This window comes from Asticcacaulis sp. DW145 (assembly GCF_037101385.1).
Classification (GTDB): Bacteria; Pseudomonadota; Alphaproteobacteria; order Caulobacterales; family Caulobacteraceae; genus Asticcacaulis; species Asticcacaulis currens.
Window position 1 is genome coordinate 548,734 of the sequence record NZ_AP029025.1, and the last position, 15,913, is coordinate 564,646.

Below are 15,913 nucleotides of genomic sequence, written 5' to 3' on the forward strand. Positions count from 1 at the left end.
GTCATGCGTCGCCTTGATTGGGAAGTCTTTCAGGGGCGACGTATTCAGGCCATTTATGGATACTTTGATGATCAGTCCGTACCGGATGCTCGACCTGATCGCATAGTCTTCGCCTGTGACGGTGTGGGCTTATCCATGAGCGTTGATGCAGATACGGATCAATTGATCCTCGAAACGACCGCACTTGAGTCGTCATCTCAATGCCACCCTGTGCCCGCTCTGGACTTCTGCATAGGTCAGGAATTTGGCTGGGCGTGGTTTGCAGAAAACTATCTGGGATATAACGATCTGTTCCTGATTGGTTTTTCCAAATCAGGTCAGCCTGGAGAAGCTCTGACGCCGGCGATAGGCTTCATCGGAGAAGGCTCGGTGATAGGTATTTTGAGGCTGTCACCCTTACTTTGAAGCTGTGGCCCTCAAAAACTGCCTGTGCCGCTGAACAGCGTGCGCGTCTCGCCGCCGATCCAGATATCGCCGTCGGCTTCTGACACATGGACGCGCCCGGCGCGGCCCAGCTTTGTCCCCTGAGCCGCGACATAGGGCGCGGTGGCGCGACCATCGGCCAGCAGGCACTGGGCGATCGAGGCATTGAGCGAACCCGTCACCGGGTCTTCGATAATGCCGCCTGAGGCGTCGCTGAACAGGGCGCGGATTTCAAACGCCGTCTCGTGCCCCGCCGGATGCGCCCCGACCAGACCGATTTCAATGCGGCGATCCAGATAACGCAACGGATCGACGGCCAGCACGGCGTCGGCGGAGGCCAGTTGCACCAGCATCCAGCCGGGCCCGTTATCGGCCCATTCGGCGCTGAGGATGTCGTCCGGCTCTATACGCAGCACCTCGACAATTTCGGACCGTTTGGCCGCATCAACCGGGCCCTTGCGCACCAGCGGCGGCGCGGCAAAGGCCGGACGGTCGCCGTCAAAGCGCACCCGGACCAGACCGACCGCGCATTGCTGCACCACCTCGGTCTTGTCCGAACCGGCGGCCAGACGCCACGCATGGGCCGAACCCAGCGTCGGATGACCGGCAAAGGGCAGTTCACGGTCCAGCGTAAAGATACGCACGCGGTAATCGGCTCCGGGCGTCTCCGGCGGCAGCAGGAAGGTCGTTTCCGACAGGTTGAACCAGCGCGTGATACGCTGCATGTCTTTGGTCGTCAGGCCCTCAGCGTCGAGCACCACGGCCACCGGATTGCCGCTGAACGGCCCCGAATGAAAGACATCGACAAGCTGGAAACGGCGTTCGCTCATAATTGCCCCAGCAGTCTGCCCAGCTTGCGGATCAGGTCGTCGATCTCGGCCTCCGTCACGTCCAGAGGTGGCCGGAAGCGGATCGAGTCGGTGCCGGCCCCCAGCAGCAGCAGCTTTTCCTGCTCCAGCGCCATGTCGATCAGCCGCCCCTTGTTCGGGGCATAGAGCAGGCTGAAGCCCTGATAGAGGCCCAGTCCGCGCACATTGCCGAGTGTGTCGGGGTATTTTTCAACGAGGCTGTTCAGCCCGCCAAACAGGCGCGCGCCCTTGCTTTCGACGCTTTGCAACAGCCCTTCGTCCTCGACGATCTGCCATTCCTCGCAAAAGCGCACCATGTCGGACAAGGTGCCGCCCCAGGTCGAGTCGAGGACCCCGATATCTTCCATCGAATTGAGCATATAGACGACGCCATTGCCGAACTTCTTGGCCGTGGCGACGGCCTGCGGCGGGTGGGGGACGTCGAACAGGTCGATGGAGAAGACCTCGCCCGTTTGTCCGCCGGAGGTTTGCACCTCGTCCAGCCCCCAGCTTATGCCGTGGTGGTGGCACAGGCGCGACAGCTCCTGATAGAAGCGCGGCAGAGCCAGACGATGCCCACCGGCCCCCTGAAGCGGCTCAAGAATGACTCCGGCGATTTCATCGCGATAGGTAGACATCAGATAGTCGAGCGTCGCCAGACACTTATCGACTTCGCGCTGATTGTCGGCCTCGCGGCGGCGGCTGTCATACTCAGGGAAGGGCACCTGAAGATTGCCCTGAATCAGGCCCTGGTAGTCGCGGGTGGCGATGGGGTCGTTCGACAGCTTGGTGATATTGAGCGCGTAGACGGTGCGCCCGTGGAAGGCCTGTTCAAAATAGATGAAGCGGTGGTTGAGGACCGTCTTGCCCTGTGCCTGCATCTTCTTGTGGTGGAGATTGATGAGGTATTTCATCATATTCTCAACCGCTTCGGCGCCGGAATTGACGGCATAGACCTCGACGCGCTCACCGCGCATACATTTGGGGCGCAGGGCGTGCAGCAGACGGTAATAGTCGAGACATTCGCGCGTCAGAAAGTCCGGATTGGCCATCTTGGTATTGGCCGCCACCACCAGCCGCCGCATATAGTCGGGCGCATAGAGACGCGGGTGGTTATAGCCGATCAGGCGCGAGCCGTAGAGGCCGCACCAGTCGGTTATACGGTCGCCATCGACGGTCGCCAGTTCCATGCCGCGCGACGCTTCCAGATCGACGACGAACGGATAGGGCTCAGCGATAACGTACTGGCCGAGTTCGTCCAGAAGCGCGGCGCTGGCGGGTTTGGGAAAGGAGAGGTCGGTATTGAGCAAGGCCTGGGTCATGACTCTATTAGACGGAATTGCGCCAGAAAGTGAACCGTAAACCTTGTTTTTTCTGGAAAAATCTTCGCAGGTTATGCGTGTCCGGAATGAGCCCATTCCCGAAACTGGATCGTCTCCAGCGTCGGCACGCGGTCGGCGCGTGACAGCTCGACCATCAGCGGGATGATCTCTTCGGGCAGGGGCAGGGTTTCGGGGTCTTCGCCCGGAAACGCCTCGGCGCGCATCCGCGTCCGCATGGCTCCCGGATTGACCAGCGCGCAGCGAATGGGGGTCACTTCCATCTCGTCGGCCCAGGTGCGCACCAGCGCCTCCATACCGGCTTTTGAAGCGGCATAGGCCCCCCAGAAGGCGCGCGGATTTGAGGCCGCGCCCGACGAGACGAAGATAGCGCGTGCGGCCTCCGACAGCTTCATCACCGGTTCAAGCTGACGGATCAGGCGATAGGTGGCGTTGAGGTTCAGCGTGATGACGCGGTTGAAATCCTTGGGCTCATAGTGCGAAACCGGCGTCAGTGAGCCCAGAGTCGCGGCCGCATGGATGAAGATGTCGAGCTTTTTAAAGCGCTCATAGACCGCCCCGCCGATCCGTTCCAGCGCCGCCCCATCGGCGAGATCAAACGGGATCAGGGTGGCATGGCGGCCGGTTTCGGCAAAGATCTGATCGTCCAGATCTTCGAGCGCGCCGGTCGTGCGGGCGCAGGCGATCACATGCGCCCCAGCCCGCGCCAGTCCCAGCGCCGTCGCCCGGCCAATGCCGCGCGACGCACCGGTGATCAGGGCGATACGCCCCTGCAAAAGGGTATCGGTCATCGCCCTGTCCTTTATATTTTTAGTGGGTGTTGGCCAGAAGCGACAGTTGCTGACCGCTGGCTTCGGCCTCGGCGGCGATGTCTTTATCCGTCAGACGGGTCGGATAGTCGCCGGTGAAGTAGTGATCGGTATATTGCGGCTGATCGTTATTGCGGCCGTCATGGCCCATCGCCTTGTACAGGCCATCGACCGAGAGGAAGCCCAGGCTATCGCATTCCAGCATCTGGCGCATTTCCTCAATGGAATGTTGCGCCGCCAGCAGCTTGGCACGATCCGGCATGTCGATGCCGTAATAGTCGGGCCACAGGATGGGGGGCGAGGCCGAACGCAGGTGGACCTCCTTGGCCCCGGCGGCGCGCACCATGCGCACGATCTTCACCGAGGTGGTGCCGCGCACGATGGAATCATCGATCAGTATGACCTTCTTGCCTTCCAGCACCACGCGGTTGGGCGAATGCTTCTTGCGCACCCCCAGATCGCGGATGTTCTGGGTCGGCTGGATGAAGGTGCGCCCGACATAGTGGTTGCGGATAATGCCGAGTTCGAACGGCAGACCCGATTCCTCAGAAAAGCCCAGCGACGCCGGGACGCCGGAGTCCGGCACCGGCACTACGATATCGGCATCGGCAGGGTGCTCGATGGCCAGTTGTCGGCCCATCGCTTTACGCACCTCGTAGATCGACTTGCCATTCACAACCGAATCCGGTCGCGCGAAATAGACGTATTCAAACAGGCAGGGGCGGGCGGCTTTGCGCTCGAACGGCTTGAAGGATTTGAGGCCGTCCTCGTCGATCTGCACCACTTCGCCGTGCTCGACATCGCGCACAAAGACGGCGCCGATCATGTCCAGCGCGCAGGTTTCCGAAGCCAGCACATAGGCGTGGCCCAGCTTTCCGATCACCAGCGGGCGGATACCGAGCGGATCGCGCGCGCCGATCATGCCCTTGCGCGTAATGGCGACCAGCGCATAGCCGCCTTCGATATCGCGCAGGGTGTCGATGAAGCGGTCGATGATCTTGATGCTGCGCGAGCGCGCGATCAGGTGCAGTATGACCTCAGAGTCCGAGGTGGACTGGAAGATCGCGCCTTCGGCCACCAGCTTGGTGCGCAGGAACATGAAGTTGGTCAGGTTGCCGTTGTGGGCGATGGCGATGCCGCCCGAATCGAGATCGGCGAACATGGGCTGCACATTGCGCAGATGCGAACCGCCGGCGGTAGAATAGCGCGTATGCCCGATGGAGGCGTGGCCCTGCAGACGCTTGATCAGGTCGGCATCGGTGAAGACGTCGCTGACCAGACCGTGCGAGCGTTCGGTGTAGAAACGGCGGCCGTCGCACGAGGCGATACCGCAGGCCTCCTGTCCGCGGTGTTGCAGGGCGTGCAGGCCAAGCGCGGTGACCGCCGAAGCGTCCTCCATGCCGTAAATGCCGAACACGCCACATTCAAGGCGCAGGCTGTCGTCGTCGGGATCGCGCGAAACGAAGCTATCCGACAGTTCCGAGGGCGAGGTCAGCATAGTGATACCTTTTGGGCCGGTGAAGGCCTGACGCGAGACAGGGGAGGGGCCGCCTCCATATAGTCGGTATAAGGAGAAATGGAAGCCCCGGTGAAATCCCGCAGTCCCATATCGGCCTATTGGTCGGGCGAGGCCACGCTGTCGGCATATTTCGCCCACGAAGGCGCGACCGACACGATGGCCTTGGCGCACTGAACGCTCAAGGGATAGACCTTGGCTTCGGTGAACCAGTCGGGCTTTCCTTTAGGCAGTACGACCGAAAAAAGCAAATGGATAAAGCCCAGAATGGCCAAAGCGCGCAGCACGCCGAAGGCCACGCCCAGAGTGCGGTCGGCATAGCCCATCATCTGCTGCTGATTGACCTTTTCCGACAGTGAATTACCGAGCGCCCGGATACCGAAATAGGCCGCGATGAACACCACGATGATGACCACCAGCGCGAACATCTCGCCCAGATGGAAGGTCGATTGCAGCCACGGCGACAGCCAGATGGCGATCAGTATAGCCAGAATGAAGGAGGCCGTGCCGACGATTTCGCGCGTCGCGCCGCGTGTAAAGCCCGACAGGCAGGAAAACAGCAATATGCCCAGAAAAATCAGATCGTAGCCCTGCATGTGCGTCCCCTCACAATGGCTTTAGACCCATACCGGCGTTATGGGTGTGTATTAACCATTCTGGCCTTTTTTATAAAAAAGCGATAGCCCTGATTTAAACCTCATGCCGAAACGAAGTTCGGCGAAGCCAAAAGTGGACACCGCTTTTCGGAAATACATGAGGCGTTACAAAAAATTAGAGCCATGCGGCGGCTCAACTGAGCCGACGAAGGCTCTAACTTTGGAGGTCGAAGGCGCTCATGGCATTGACCAGATGCGAGTAGGTCTTGACCTCGAACGGCGCATTGTCCTGAGCGGCGACAGGGGCGATGGCGTTGGAAAAGCCGAGTTTCAGCGCCTCTTTCATGCGTGCTTCCATGCGCGACACGCCGCGCACCTCGCCCGACAGGCTGATTTCCCCGAAGATGACCGAGGCCTTGGGCAGGGGCTGATCGAGCAGGGCCGAGACCAGCGCCATGGCGGCGGCCAAATCAGCGGCGGGTTCGTTGATCTTCAGCCCGCCGGCCACATTAAGATAGACGTCCTTACCACCGAAGCCCAACCCGCAGCGCGATTCCAAAACGGCCAGAATCATGGCCAGCCGCCCGGAATCCCACCCCACTACGGCGCGGCGCGGCGTGCCTAATGCCGACGGGGCGACCAGCGCCTGAATTTCGACCAGCACCGGGCGCGAACCTTCGATACCCGCGAACACCGCCGAACCCGATGAGCGCTCGTCATTGTCGCCGAGGAACAGGGCGGAGGGGTTGGGCACTTCGCGCAAACCGCCATCGCCCATTTCAAACACGCCGATCTCATCGGTCGCCCCGAAGCGGTTTTTGGAGCCGCGCAAGATGCGGAACGGATAGCCGCGTTCACCCTCAAACGACAATACGGCATCGACCATGTGCTCGACGACGCGCGGCCCGGCAATCTGGCCTTCCTTGGTGACATGGCCGACAAGAATCATGGCGATGCGGTTCTTTTTGGCCAGCCGCACCAGTTCCCCGGCGCAGGCCCGCACCTGCGATACCGAACCCTGCGCTGCGTCGATGGCGTCCGACCACAGGGTCTGGATGGAATCGATGATGACGAGGTCGTAGGTGTCGCGTTTCAGCGCATCGAGAATGGTGCGTAGCGAGGTTTCAGCGGCCAGATCGACAGGGGCCTTGCTGACCCCCATGCGAGAGGCGCGCCCGCGCACCTGCTCAACAGCCTCTTCGCCCGAAATATAAGCGACCTTCAGGCCGCGCAGCGCCGCATGGGCGGTGACCTGCAACAACAGGGTCGATTTGCCGACGCCGGGATCACCGGCCAGCAGGATGGCCGAACCCGGCACAATGCCGCCGCCGCACACCCGGTCGAACTCCTCGATGCCCGTCACCATGCGCTGAGGCGCCTCGTCGGGCGCATCAAGAGTTTCAAAGTTCAGCTTTGAAAGCCTTGATATTTTCGAGGGCGAGGTTTCCGGTTTCAGACTGCCCGGCGGCGCGGAAAAGCTCTCCTGCACCAGAGTGTTCCAGCTCAGACACCCCGAACACTGACCCGCCCATTTGGTATGGGTCATCCCGCAGGACTGACAGACAAAGACGGCCTGAGCCTTGGACATGATTCGCTCGCGCAACGGGGTTTATGCTGCGCAACCGATAGCCTGAACGGCTGCAAAAATACAGAACAAATTGCGAACTTTTGCGCGCGGAATTGCTCTCCACAGAAGCACACAGATAGTCTCAGCGTGTGGCGGGCAAACTGAAGTTTAAACCACAGATTACACAGATTGGCGCTTCGCGCCTTTTAGCCTTTATCGCTCTGGGTTCTCGCTTGAAACACAACCATCTGTGAAATCTGTGTAATCTGTGGTTCCTGAATACCTTTGCGACCAACTGTAGAGAAAACCCTCACTCTATTCGTAGCTGCTGTACCGGTCCTGACGTGCAAGGTTACCAAACCGCGTGACGTTTTCGTCAAACGACAGGCGCACCGTGCCGATGGGGCCGTGACGCTGTTTGCCGATAATGACTTCGGCGGTGCCGCGCAGCTTGTCCATATCCTCCTGCCATTGCAGGTGTTCGGGCGTGCCTTCCTTGGGTTCGGCGCGGCCCAGATAATAGCTTTCGCGATAGACGAACATGACGATATCGGCGTCCTGTTCGATCGAGCCGGATTCCCGCAGGTCCGACAGTTGCGGGCGCTTGTCGTCGCGGCTTTCGACCTGACGTGAAAGCTGCGACAGGGCGATGACCGGCACCTGAAGCTCCTTGGCCAGCGATTTCAGACCCATGGTGATGGTCGAAATTTCCTGCACACGGTTCATATTGCTGTCGCCCGTGGTGACCAGTTGCAGGTAGTCCACCACGATAAGGTCAAGGCCGGCCGTGCGCTTCAGACGGCGGGCGCGGGCGGTCAGTTTGGCGAGGCTGAGTCCGCCGGTATCGTCGATATAGAGCGGATAGGAGGCGATCTCCATGGCCGCGTCCTTGAGCCGTCCGAATTCCACCGCGTCGATTTCCCCCTTGCGCAGGCGGTCGGAGGAGACGCCGGAGGCATCGGCCAGCAGACGGGTGGCCAACTGGTCGGCGGACATTTCGAGCGAGTAGAAGGCGACCACGCCGCCATCGACCGTCTTGCGCGTGCCGTCGGGCTGAATCTCGAAGCGGTATTTCTTGGCCACGTTCATGGCGATATTGGTGGCCAGCGCCGTCTTCCCCATCGAGGGACGCCCGGCTAGGATCAGCAGGTCAGACTTATGCAAACCGCCGATCTGCCGGTCGAGGTCGTCCAGGCGGGTGGCCAGACCCGACAGGCCGCCGTCGCGGTGGAAAGCCTCTTCGGCATTGGAGATGGCCCCGGTGACGGCTTCGGAGAAGGTCTTGAAGCCGGTTGAGGAGGTGCCCTTTTCGGCCATTTCATAAAGCTGGGCTTCGGCGCGCTCGATCTGTTCGCGGCCATTGCCTTCCTGCGTGGCCGAGCGGGCGATCTCGCCGCCCAGACGGATCAGGTCGCGGCGCAGCGCCAGATCGTAAATGACGCGCGCGTAGTCCGAGGCATTGGCCGAGGGCGGGGCGCGATCGACCAGATCGGCCAGGTAGCGGATGCCGCCCAGATCATTGAAGGCCTGATCCGTCTTGAACTTGTCGAGCAGGACGATGGGTTCAGCCAGATGCCCGATACGGATCTGTTCTTCTATGGTGGCAAACAGCTTCTGGTGAAACGGCTCGTAGAAATGCCGGGCACTCAGACCATCATACAGGCGCTCATAGGCTCCGTTGTCGAACATCAGCGTGCCGAGCAGGGCCTGTTCGGCTTCGAGATTGTGCGGCAGGGCCTGTGGCGTGTCGGCCGAAACGGGCAGGGGGGCGTCGAGCATGGTGGTGTTCATAGCGATGTTTAAGCAGGTCAGGGACGGGCTGTCGCTGCCCCTATGCGGCGCGGTGCCGACTGTCCACTTAACTCCGATTCACAGCCTGTGAATAATGGGGATAAGCTATTCCCGCACGGGACGGCAGGTAACACCCTTCAGCTCGGTTTCGGCCCCTGTATCGTGCCGCACGGCCAGACACTTGCCGTCCTTAAGCACCACATCGAAGATCGTCGGCACGGCAGTGGAATGGGTTTCCAGCGGCCCCAGAGGCGGCGGCAGGACGCCGAGCAGGGTGGTCTGGGCCGCAGCCGAGGGACCAAACTCGATATTGGCCCGACCGATCACCGGGGCCAGGGCGGCCTTGAGGCGGCTGACGGTTTGCGGATCGCTCATATCGACGCTGGCGGGGACGGCCTTTCCGGCCGCCAGGGTCTGACAACCGACCAGCTCCAGTGCGCACAACAGACCGGCAGGGATGAGCCCACGCATCAGCGGCCCCCCGGCAGGGTCATGTCGCGGTTGACCTCCATGATCCATTTGGGCGGTACGATGGCCGGGCCTGAGCCGCTGCCGACCGGGCCCGCCGACTGGACCGCCGCACTGGCGGCGGCAAAAGCCGTGGCGGGTGCGGGGCACGAACTGCTGCGGCGATAGCTGAGCGCTGTGCTGACCAGCCCTTCGCCGGCGACGCCCAGATCCTTGCTCAGATCATCGCTGGCCACGCAGCCGGGCAGCTTGACGCCCGTGGTCGAGGTGGTGTTGGTCGGCACGAAACCGTCGGCATAGTCGCCAAATCCGAGGTCATTCACGCCCTGAAACTGAATGGTGTAGTAGGTCTCACCGCAATTGTCCTGCGGGTAGAAGCCGTAGGGTTTGCCGCAGGTCTTGCCGCCGATCAGTACCACATCGACGCCGACGCCACGCAGGCCGTTGATCACCGCTTCCGAGGCGCTGCACGTGTCCGACGTGGTCAGAATATAGACGCGCGACAGGTTGAGCGTGGGCAGGGCGGTGCCCGCCGTGACGCTGAATCCCAGACCCTGATTATAGAAGGGGACAGGGTTATTGGGTTGCCCCGTGACCGGGTTGGTGTTGCCAGCGGCGGCATTGAATTTCAGCGTTTCAAAGGTGCGGTTGCTGGTGCGCGTATTGCCCGCGATCATGTAGCTGAGTTGTGAGGCCACCGCCAGCAGCCCGCCGCCATTATAGCGCAGGTCAAGGATCAGATCGTTGACCCCGGCGGTCTGCATGTCGCGCATGGCCGAAACGATCTCGGTTTCGCTGGAATAGGGGCTGAAGGTATTGAACAGGATGTAGCCGACCTTTGCCCCTCCGTCGGTCAGGACCGTAGCCTTATTGACTGGCTTGGGGCTGACATTGGCCGAGGTCAGGGTGACGGTTTTCGAAGTGCCATCCACAAGCCGCAAAACAAAGGTCGTCGAGGTGCCGGTTGCGGTCGGGAACAGAGCGGCATTCAGCGCATTGACACCCGCCTGCGTGTTGTCGTTGACAAGGTCGATGCCGTTGACCGTCAGGATGCGGGCGCCGCGCGGCACCACACCGGCGGCGGGAGATCCCGGCTCGGTATAGAGAACGCGGAAATCGCGCGGCGTCGTGGTCGAGATAGCCGTCAGTTCCATGCCATAGCTGGCGGTCGCAGCGGCGTTACGGCGTGCCAGATACTCCGTTGTCGGCTCGCTGAAATGGAAATTGTCCTTGTCCTTGCCCGATGCCGTTTTGGCAAAGGTCTTCAGGTTCGCAAAATACTGGGTCCGTGTCCCCCCGCTCGCCGGATCGCTGTCGGTCACCTCGGTGTTCCACAGATAGGTTTCGCGCGTCCACGACCGCAGCCAGTTCTTTTCGTCAAGCGCCGTACCCGCCTTGTCTGTGAAGCGGTTGCCTTCGATATCGACGCCGCTGCGTGCGGTTTCGCACTTGTCCTTGAAGGTGCTGGCGGCCTGAAATACGCCGCTGACCCAGCCGGTTACGTTGCCGCCTCCGCCGCCGGTTGATCCCGTCGCGGTTGACCCGCCGCCGCCTCCACCGCCGCCGCCACAGGCGGTCAGGGCCGCCGCGGCGGCTGTCAGAACGAACATACGGGCGAGGGTCATCAGGCGTTTTGTCATGGCGCGATGATGCCACGAACTGGGCCGCCCGCAAGTCCCTCTTTCGCGGGAGGAAACGATAAAAAAAGCCCCCGCAGAGAGGTCTGCGGGGGCTGGGGCCGAAGCGGTTTTCGCTTACCAGTTGTGCGTTACGCGCGTATACAGATAGCGGCCATTGAAGCCGAACGGCGAGAAGCGCGAGAAGGCCAGCGCGCCCTGCGACCCTTGCAGCGAAGCGATGGTCTTGTCCGGATAGACGTCAAAAACATTGTCCGCGCCGAAGGTGAACGAGGTCTTGTCCGTCAGCTTATAGCTGGCCGACAGGTCGAGCAGGGTCTTTTCACCGGTATGGATATCGTTCGGGAAGATCGCCGCGGCGTCGATCACGTCACCGTAATAGGTGGCACGACCATTGACGGCCCACTTGCCGCCGCTCCAGTCCACCGTGGCGCTGCCCTTGTTCTCAGGCGTCGAGTTGGTGAGGATATACTGACGGATGCGCGCGAATAGCACCGGCGGATTTTGCAGGCTCGATACCGTATTGGCCCCCGGCAGACGGGTGATTTCGGTATTGCCCGAATTCCAGGCGAAGTTGAAGTTGAAGCGGCCGTAATCATCGGTCGGCAGACGATAATTGGCCACCAGATCAATACCGGTCGTTTCGCTGTCCACACCATTGGTGAAGAAGCGCGCCGCCGTGACGCCATAGGGCTTCAGCAGGTTGGTGATTTCCGTCGTGCCCGACAGGTTCTCCGTCAGCACGATGCGGTTATCAATATTGATACGGTAGGCATCAACCGTCAGTTCGAACCGGCCTTTGCGATAGACAAGGCCTGCCGCATAGTTGGTGGACTCTTCGGCCTCCAGCGCCGGAGCGCCCAGGGTTCTGGCCACCGCAGACGAGGCCGGGAAGGTGCCGGTTTCGACCACGACGCCACCCGACACGACCGAAGCGGTCGAGGTGAAGTACTGCTGTTGCAGGGACGGCGCACGGAAGCCCGTGGACACCGAGCCGCGCAGGGCCAGATTATCGGTCAGTTCGTAGCGCAGCGACAGCTTGCCCGACAGGTTATCGCCGAAGTCCGAATATTTTTCGGCGCGCGCGGCAAAGTCGAAGCTCAGTTGCGGCACAACGGTGGCGCTCAGTTCGGCGTAGAGGCCGAAATTGTCGCGGTTGACGTCCACGGCATTCGACGGCTGGAAGCCGAAGAAGCCCTGTGCCCCGGCACCAGCCGTGGTGATCGGCCCCAGCGCCCAGGATTGTTGTTCCCCGGCCGTGATCTCATAATTTTCGTGGCGGCCTTCGACGCCCAGCGCGAAGGTCAGGGGGCTGTAGAAGCCGATGGGGAACTGACGGCTGATGTCGGCATTGAGCACCAGTTGGTCATAGACGACCTTGCCGTCATAGAAGCTGGTCTTCGAGGCGGTGCCATAGGAGGCATTGACCGAGTTGAGCGTGTTGTATTCCAGCTCATTGCGGCCCCAGTTGACCGAATAGTCGGACGTCCAGTCGCCCCACTGACCGCGGGTGCCAAATGTCGCCGAATAGTTCTTCGACTTGACGCTGATCAGCGGCAGGAAGCCGTCCGGATAGATCGACACGACGTTGCCGGAATTGTTGGACGGACGGAAGAAGGCCGCACTTTCGGACTTCAGGTCCTGCACGCCGCCGAAGCCATACAGTTCCCAGCCGTTTTGCAGCGGCTTACCGGCATTGGCGAACAGCGCCAGGCTCTCCTGCTTCGGATCGCCGTAGCGGCCCGTCACGCGGTTGGGCGTGACGCGCGGATCGGTGTCGGCGCGGTTGGTCGCTTCGCGGTTACGGTATTCACCCGACACGGTCAGGAAGCCATCCGACCCCAGCGGCAAGCCGACCCAACCCGCGACATTCGAGGTGCGGCCGTCGTTTTCCTTACGCGACGAGCGGGCGGCTTCGACCTCGGTATTGTATTGACCATAGCTGGCCGACACGCTGCCGCCCGAACGGGCTTCGCGCAGACGCAGGTTGACGACGCCGGCAATGGCGTCCGAACCGTATTGCGCCGAAGCCCCGTCGCGCAGGATTTCGACCGTGCTGAGCGCCGAGGTCGGGATGGCGTTGAGATCGGCCGGGGCCGAACCGCGACCGGCGGAGCCATTGGTGTTGACCTGCGCCGAAGTGTGGCGACGCTTGCCGTTCAGCAGGACCAGCGTCTGGTCCGGGCTGAGGCCGCGCAGAGAGGCCGGGCGCACGCTGTCGGTGCCGTCCACGGCGGACGGGCGCGGGAAGGTGAGGGAGGGGGCGGCGCGCGACAGGGCCTGCGCCAGTTCGGTCGAGCCCTGTGCATCCAGTGCGTCCTTACGGATCACATCGACGGGGGCGAGGGTATCGAGGCGCGAACGCGGCTGTGTGCGGCTGCCGGTGACGACCACCTCGGTGACGTCGCTGTCAGCAGACGCCTGCTGGGCGAAGGCGGGGAATGAGATAAGGGTGAGGGCCGTCGTCGCCGTCAGTGCGGCGGCCAGGGTGCGATGCGAAGCGCGGATGGACATGTGAATGCTCCTGAACAGATCATGGCTTAAACTGGGCCATATCTTGGGGCGGCATAGACCCGTTTAAAGGGATGAGCCGAGGCATATGTTCTAAGGGCGACGATTAGTTTTGCTAATTCGTCAGGCGGGACTTTTGGGATAAATATCTGTAAATCAGAGACTTCTAGTTATTTTGCGTGAAAATTAATAAACGGGCTTCGGGGGTGCGTTCAGATTTAAAATAAAATCAGTAGGAATATAGTGGCAATTATGAGACGGCCCGCTTAGCCGTGTTTGCGACCGGAAGGACCGGTGGGTTTCATCAAGGGAGGGTGGTGCGGCTAGAGGGACTCGAACCCCCACGCTTTTGGCGCCAGAACCTAAACCTGGTGCGTCTACCAATTCCGCCATAGCCGCGCTGGCTCTCCTTTAGACATATCGGCTGGCTTTGACTAGGGGGCGTGTCACAATTGCCATCTGTGTGCGGAAAAACCTGTGGCTAACGCCCGCTTCCCGTTCTATCCGTTAAGCCAAAGGGACAGGAGGCGGGCATGACGGTCTATATAGCGCTGCTGCGCGGCGTAAATGTCGGGGGCAATAACAAACTGCCGATGAAGGCGTGGTGCGAAGGCCTTGCGGCTCTGGGGCTCGATAATGCCCGCACCTATATCCAGAGCGGCAATGCGCTGTTTGAAAGTGACCGGGCGGCGGAAAGCCTGCCGGACCTGATTGCCGCCGACATAGGGGCGCGCTTCGGGTTTACGCCCGAATGTCACGTCCTGAGCCTCGATCAGGTCCGTGCCGCGCGTCAGGCCTGCCCGTATGCCCCGGAGGGGGAGGAGGCCCACAAGCAGGTGCATCTGATGTTTATCAAAGGCGACATAAAGACCTATGACCCCGACGGCCTTGCGACGCTGGCCACACAGGGTGAGCGGTTTCACATGGGCGAGGGCGTCTTCTATCTCTATACGCCGCAAGGCTTTGGTAAGTCGGTGGTAGCCGAAAAGCTGCCGCGTTTCCTCAAAGCCCGGACGACCGCGCGCAATCTGCGCACCGTGGAGACGCTGATCGAAATGGCGGCTGATTAAGGGATTGTCCCAAGCCGCTCCGCCGTCCGCCTCTTGCCATTATGGCCCACATGTTTAGTGTCAGCGGCAACAGATACGGCGGGAGCACTCCGTGAAAAACAAGTTCGCACTCTTTATCATCGCGGCCATGGTGCTGGGCGTGGCCACGGGATGGGCCAGCAATCAGTACCTCGATGCGGCGCAACTCGAACAGGCCATTTCGATCTATGGCCTGCTGACCAAGGTCTTTCTGCTGCTGATCAAGATGATCATTGCGCCCCTCGTGCTGTTCACGCTGGTGGCGGGGATCGGTCATATGGAAGACGCGGCGGCCGTCGGCCGCATCGGCGGCAAGGCGCTGGGCTGGTTCATCGCCGCCTCCATCGTGTCGCTGCTGCTCGGCATCGTGATGGTCGAATGGTTGCAGCCGGGCGCGGGCATGAACCTGCAAACGGCGGCGGACGCCATCAACGCCCCCAATACCTCGAACTTCACGCTGGAATACTTCATCACCCACATGATTCCGTCGTCGATCATCGACGCCATGGCCAAGAATGAGATCCTTCAGATCGTCGTCTTCTCGGTCTTTGTCGGCACCGCCATCGCCATGCTGGACGACAAGTCGCCCGACATCATGCGTCTGGCCGAACAGGGCGCGTCGATCATGCTCAAGGTGACCGAACTGGTGATGAAGTTCGCCCCGTTCGCCATCTTCGGTTCGCTGGCGGCGACGGTGGCCAAGCAGGGCCTGCCCATCCTCGTCACCTATGCCAAGTTCATCGGCGGCTTTTATTCGGCGCTGGGTGTTTTGTGGATCGTGCTGATTCTGGCCGGGCTGGTCTTTGTCGGCGGGCGCATGTTCAAAATTCTGGGGGCGGCGCGTGAGCCGGCGCTTCTGGCCTTTTCGACCGCCTCGTCCGAAGCCGCCTATCCCAAGCTGCTCGAAGGCCTGCCCAAGGTCGGCGTGTCGCGCAAGATCGTCTCTTTCGTCCTGCCGCTGGGCTATTCGTTCAATCTCGACGGCTCGATGATCTACTGCACCTTCGCCACCCTGTTTATCGCACAGGCGCACGGGGTCGATTTTACCACCGGGCAACTGGTGATGATGCTGTTCCTGCTGCTCGTCACCTCAAAGGGCATTGCCGGGGTGCCGCGCGCCTCTCTGGTCGTCATTATGGCCACGCTCAGCTATTTCGGCCTGCCGGATGCGTGGATCGCCATTGTGCTGGGGGTCGATCATCTGCTCGACATGGGCCGCTCAGCAACCAATGTGGTGGGCAATACCGTCGCCTCGGCGGTGGTGGCCAAGTGGGAAGGTCAACTGGGCGACCCTGAGCCGGAAACCCCCAAGGTCTAAG

At 61.3% G+C, this 15,913-nt stretch carries 13 protein-coding genes and 1 tRNA gene; 3 read left to right on the top strand and 11 right to left on the bottom strand.

Translation table 11 applies throughout. The annotated features are described in order from the left end of the window. The first annotated feature begins 3 nt into the window (after nucleotides 1-3). Nucleotides 4-405: a DUF6334 family protein gene (locus tag AACH73_RS13735; RefSeq protein WP_338736309.1), complete on the top strand. Its 402-nt coding sequence runs from the start codon at nucleotides 4-6 to the stop codon at nucleotides 403-405. An 11-nt stretch (nucleotides 406-416) separates the two neighbouring features. Here the strand turns inward: AACH73_RS13735 and AACH73_RS13740 are convergent, their stop codons facing one another. The 11 genes from AACH73_RS13740 to AACH73_RS13790 form a co-directional block, all read right to left on the bottom strand. Beyond that, nucleotides 417-1,253 carry a PhzF family phenazine biosynthesis protein gene (locus AACH73_RS13740; RefSeq protein ID WP_338736310.1) on the bottom strand — a complete coding sequence of 279 codons (837 nt, stop codon included), beginning with the start codon at nucleotides 1,251-1,253 and terminating at the stop codon, nucleotides 417-419. Continuing rightward, entirely contained in the window at nucleotides 1,250-2,593 is a 1,344-nt protein-coding gene (locus tag AACH73_RS13745) for an aminotransferase class III-fold pyridoxal phosphate-dependent enzyme (RefSeq protein WP_338736311.1), read from the bottom strand. Before AACH73_RS13745 ends, AACH73_RS13740 begins: the two co-directional genes overlap by 4 nt. A gap of 71 nt (nucleotides 2,594-2,664) precedes the next feature. Then, a complete protein-coding gene (locus AACH73_RS13750) occupies nucleotides 2,665-3,402 on the bottom strand; it encodes an SDR family NAD(P)-dependent oxidoreductase (protein ID WP_272741660.1) in 738 nt (245 codons plus the stop codon). Nucleotides 3,403-3,421: 19 nt separating this feature from the next. Beyond that, a complete protein-coding gene (purF, locus tag AACH73_RS13755; protein ID WP_272741661.1) occupies nucleotides 3,422-4,918 on the bottom strand; it encodes an amidophosphoribosyltransferase in 1,497 nt (498 codons plus the stop codon). A 116-nt stretch (nucleotides 4,919-5,034) separates the two neighbouring features. Next, nucleotides 5,035-5,532: a CvpA family protein gene (locus tag AACH73_RS13760; RefSeq protein WP_338736312.1), complete on the bottom strand. Its 498-nt coding sequence runs from the start codon at nucleotides 5,530-5,532 to the stop codon at nucleotides 5,035-5,037. A gap of 214 nt (nucleotides 5,533-5,746) precedes the next feature. Continuing rightward, nucleotides 5,747-7,120 carry a DNA repair protein RadA gene (gene radA / locus AACH73_RS13765; protein ID WP_338736313.1) on the bottom strand — a complete coding sequence of 458 codons (1,374 nt, stop codon included), beginning with the start codon at nucleotides 7,118-7,120 and terminating at the stop codon, nucleotides 5,747-5,749. A 294-nt stretch (nucleotides 7,121-7,414) separates the two neighbouring features. Next, on the bottom strand, nucleotides 7,415-8,890 hold the full coding sequence (locus AACH73_RS13770; RefSeq protein ID WP_338736314.1) for a replicative DNA helicase: 1,476 nt from the start codon (nucleotides 8,888-8,890) through the stop codon (nucleotides 7,415-7,417). A gap of 105 nt (nucleotides 8,891-8,995) precedes the next feature. Continuing rightward, nucleotides 8,996-9,361, bottom strand: a complete 366-nt coding sequence (locus tag AACH73_RS13775) for a hypothetical protein (RefSeq protein WP_338736315.1) — start codon at nucleotides 9,359-9,361, stop codon at nucleotides 8,996-8,998. After that, nucleotides 9,361-10,983, bottom strand: a complete 1,623-nt coding sequence (locus tag AACH73_RS13780; RefSeq protein ID WP_338736316.1) for a S41 family peptidase — start codon at nucleotides 10,981-10,983, stop codon at nucleotides 9,361-9,363. Before AACH73_RS13780 ends, AACH73_RS13775 begins: the two co-directional genes overlap by 1 nt. 129 nt (nucleotides 10,984-11,112) lie before the next feature. Then, complete coding sequence (locus AACH73_RS13785) at nucleotides 11,113-13,509, bottom strand: TonB-dependent receptor (RefSeq protein ID WP_338736317.1); 2,397 nt, start codon at nucleotides 13,507-13,509, stop codon at nucleotides 11,113-11,115. A gap of 312 nt (nucleotides 13,510-13,821) precedes the next feature. Further along, nucleotides 13,822-13,905 (bottom strand) — tRNA-Leu (locus AACH73_RS13790). A 134-nt stretch (nucleotides 13,906-14,039) separates the two neighbouring features. Here AACH73_RS13790 and AACH73_RS13795 point away from each other — a divergent pair. Then, a complete protein-coding gene (locus AACH73_RS13795; protein ID WP_338736318.1) occupies nucleotides 14,040-14,576 on the top strand; it encodes a DUF1697 domain-containing protein in 537 nt (178 codons plus the stop codon). A gap of 91 nt (nucleotides 14,577-14,667) precedes the next feature. Then, nucleotides 14,668-15,912 carry a dicarboxylate/amino acid:cation symporter gene (locus AACH73_RS13800; RefSeq protein WP_338736319.1) on the top strand — a complete coding sequence of 415 codons (1,245 nt, stop codon included), beginning with the start codon at nucleotides 14,668-14,670 and terminating at the stop codon, nucleotides 15,910-15,912. The last annotated feature ends 1 nt before the right edge of the window (nucleotide 15,913 follow it).

What these genes read in the sequence shown, in the direction of transcription:
- AACH73_RS13795 (WP_338736318.1), top strand. Translation starts at nt 14,040, where the DNA reads ATGACGGTCTATATAGCGCTGCTGCGCGGCGTAAATGTCGGGGGCAAT.
- AACH73_RS13740 (WP_338736310.1), bottom strand. Translation starts at nt 1,253, where the DNA reads ATGAGCGAACGCCGTTTCCAGCTTGTCGATGTCTTTCATTCGGGGCCG.
- AACH73_RS13745 (WP_338736311.1), bottom strand. Translation starts at nt 2,593, where the DNA reads ATGACCCAGGCCTTGCTCAATACCGACCTCTCCTTTCCCAAACCCGCC.
- AACH73_RS13750 (WP_272741660.1), bottom strand. Translation starts at nt 3,402, where the DNA reads ATGACCGATACCCTTTTGCAGGGGCGTATCGCCCTGATCACCGGTGCG.
- AACH73_RS13775 (WP_338736315.1), bottom strand. Translation starts at nt 9,361, where the DNA reads ATGCGTGGGCTCATCCCTGCCGGTCTGTTGTGCGCACTGGAGCTGGTC.
- purF (WP_272741661.1), bottom strand. Translation starts at nt 4,918, where the DNA reads ATGCTGACCTCGCCCTCGGAACTGTCGGATAGCTTCGTTTCGCGCGAT.
- AACH73_RS13785 (WP_338736317.1), bottom strand. Translation starts at nt 13,509, where the DNA reads ATGTCCATCCGCGCTTCGCATCGCACCCTGGCCGCCGCACTGACGGCG.
- AACH73_RS13735 (WP_338736309.1), top strand. Translation starts at nt 4, where the DNA reads ATGCGTCGCCTTGATTGGGAAGTCTTTCAGGGGCGACGTATTCAGGCC.
- AACH73_RS13770 (WP_338736314.1), bottom strand. Translation starts at nt 8,890, where the DNA reads ATGAACACCACCATGCTCGACGCCCCCCTGCCCGTTTCGGCCGACACG.
- AACH73_RS13780 (WP_338736316.1), bottom strand. Translation starts at nt 10,983, where the DNA reads ATGACCCTCGCCCGTATGTTCGTTCTGACAGCCGCCGCGGCGGCCCTG.
- radA (WP_338736313.1), bottom strand. Translation starts at nt 7,120, where the DNA reads ATGTCCAAGGCTCAGGCCGTCTTTGTCTGTCAGTCCTGCGGGATGACC.
- AACH73_RS13760 (WP_338736312.1), bottom strand. Translation starts at nt 5,532, where the DNA reads ATGCAGGGCTACGATCTGATTTTTCTGGGCATATTGCTGTTTTCCTGC.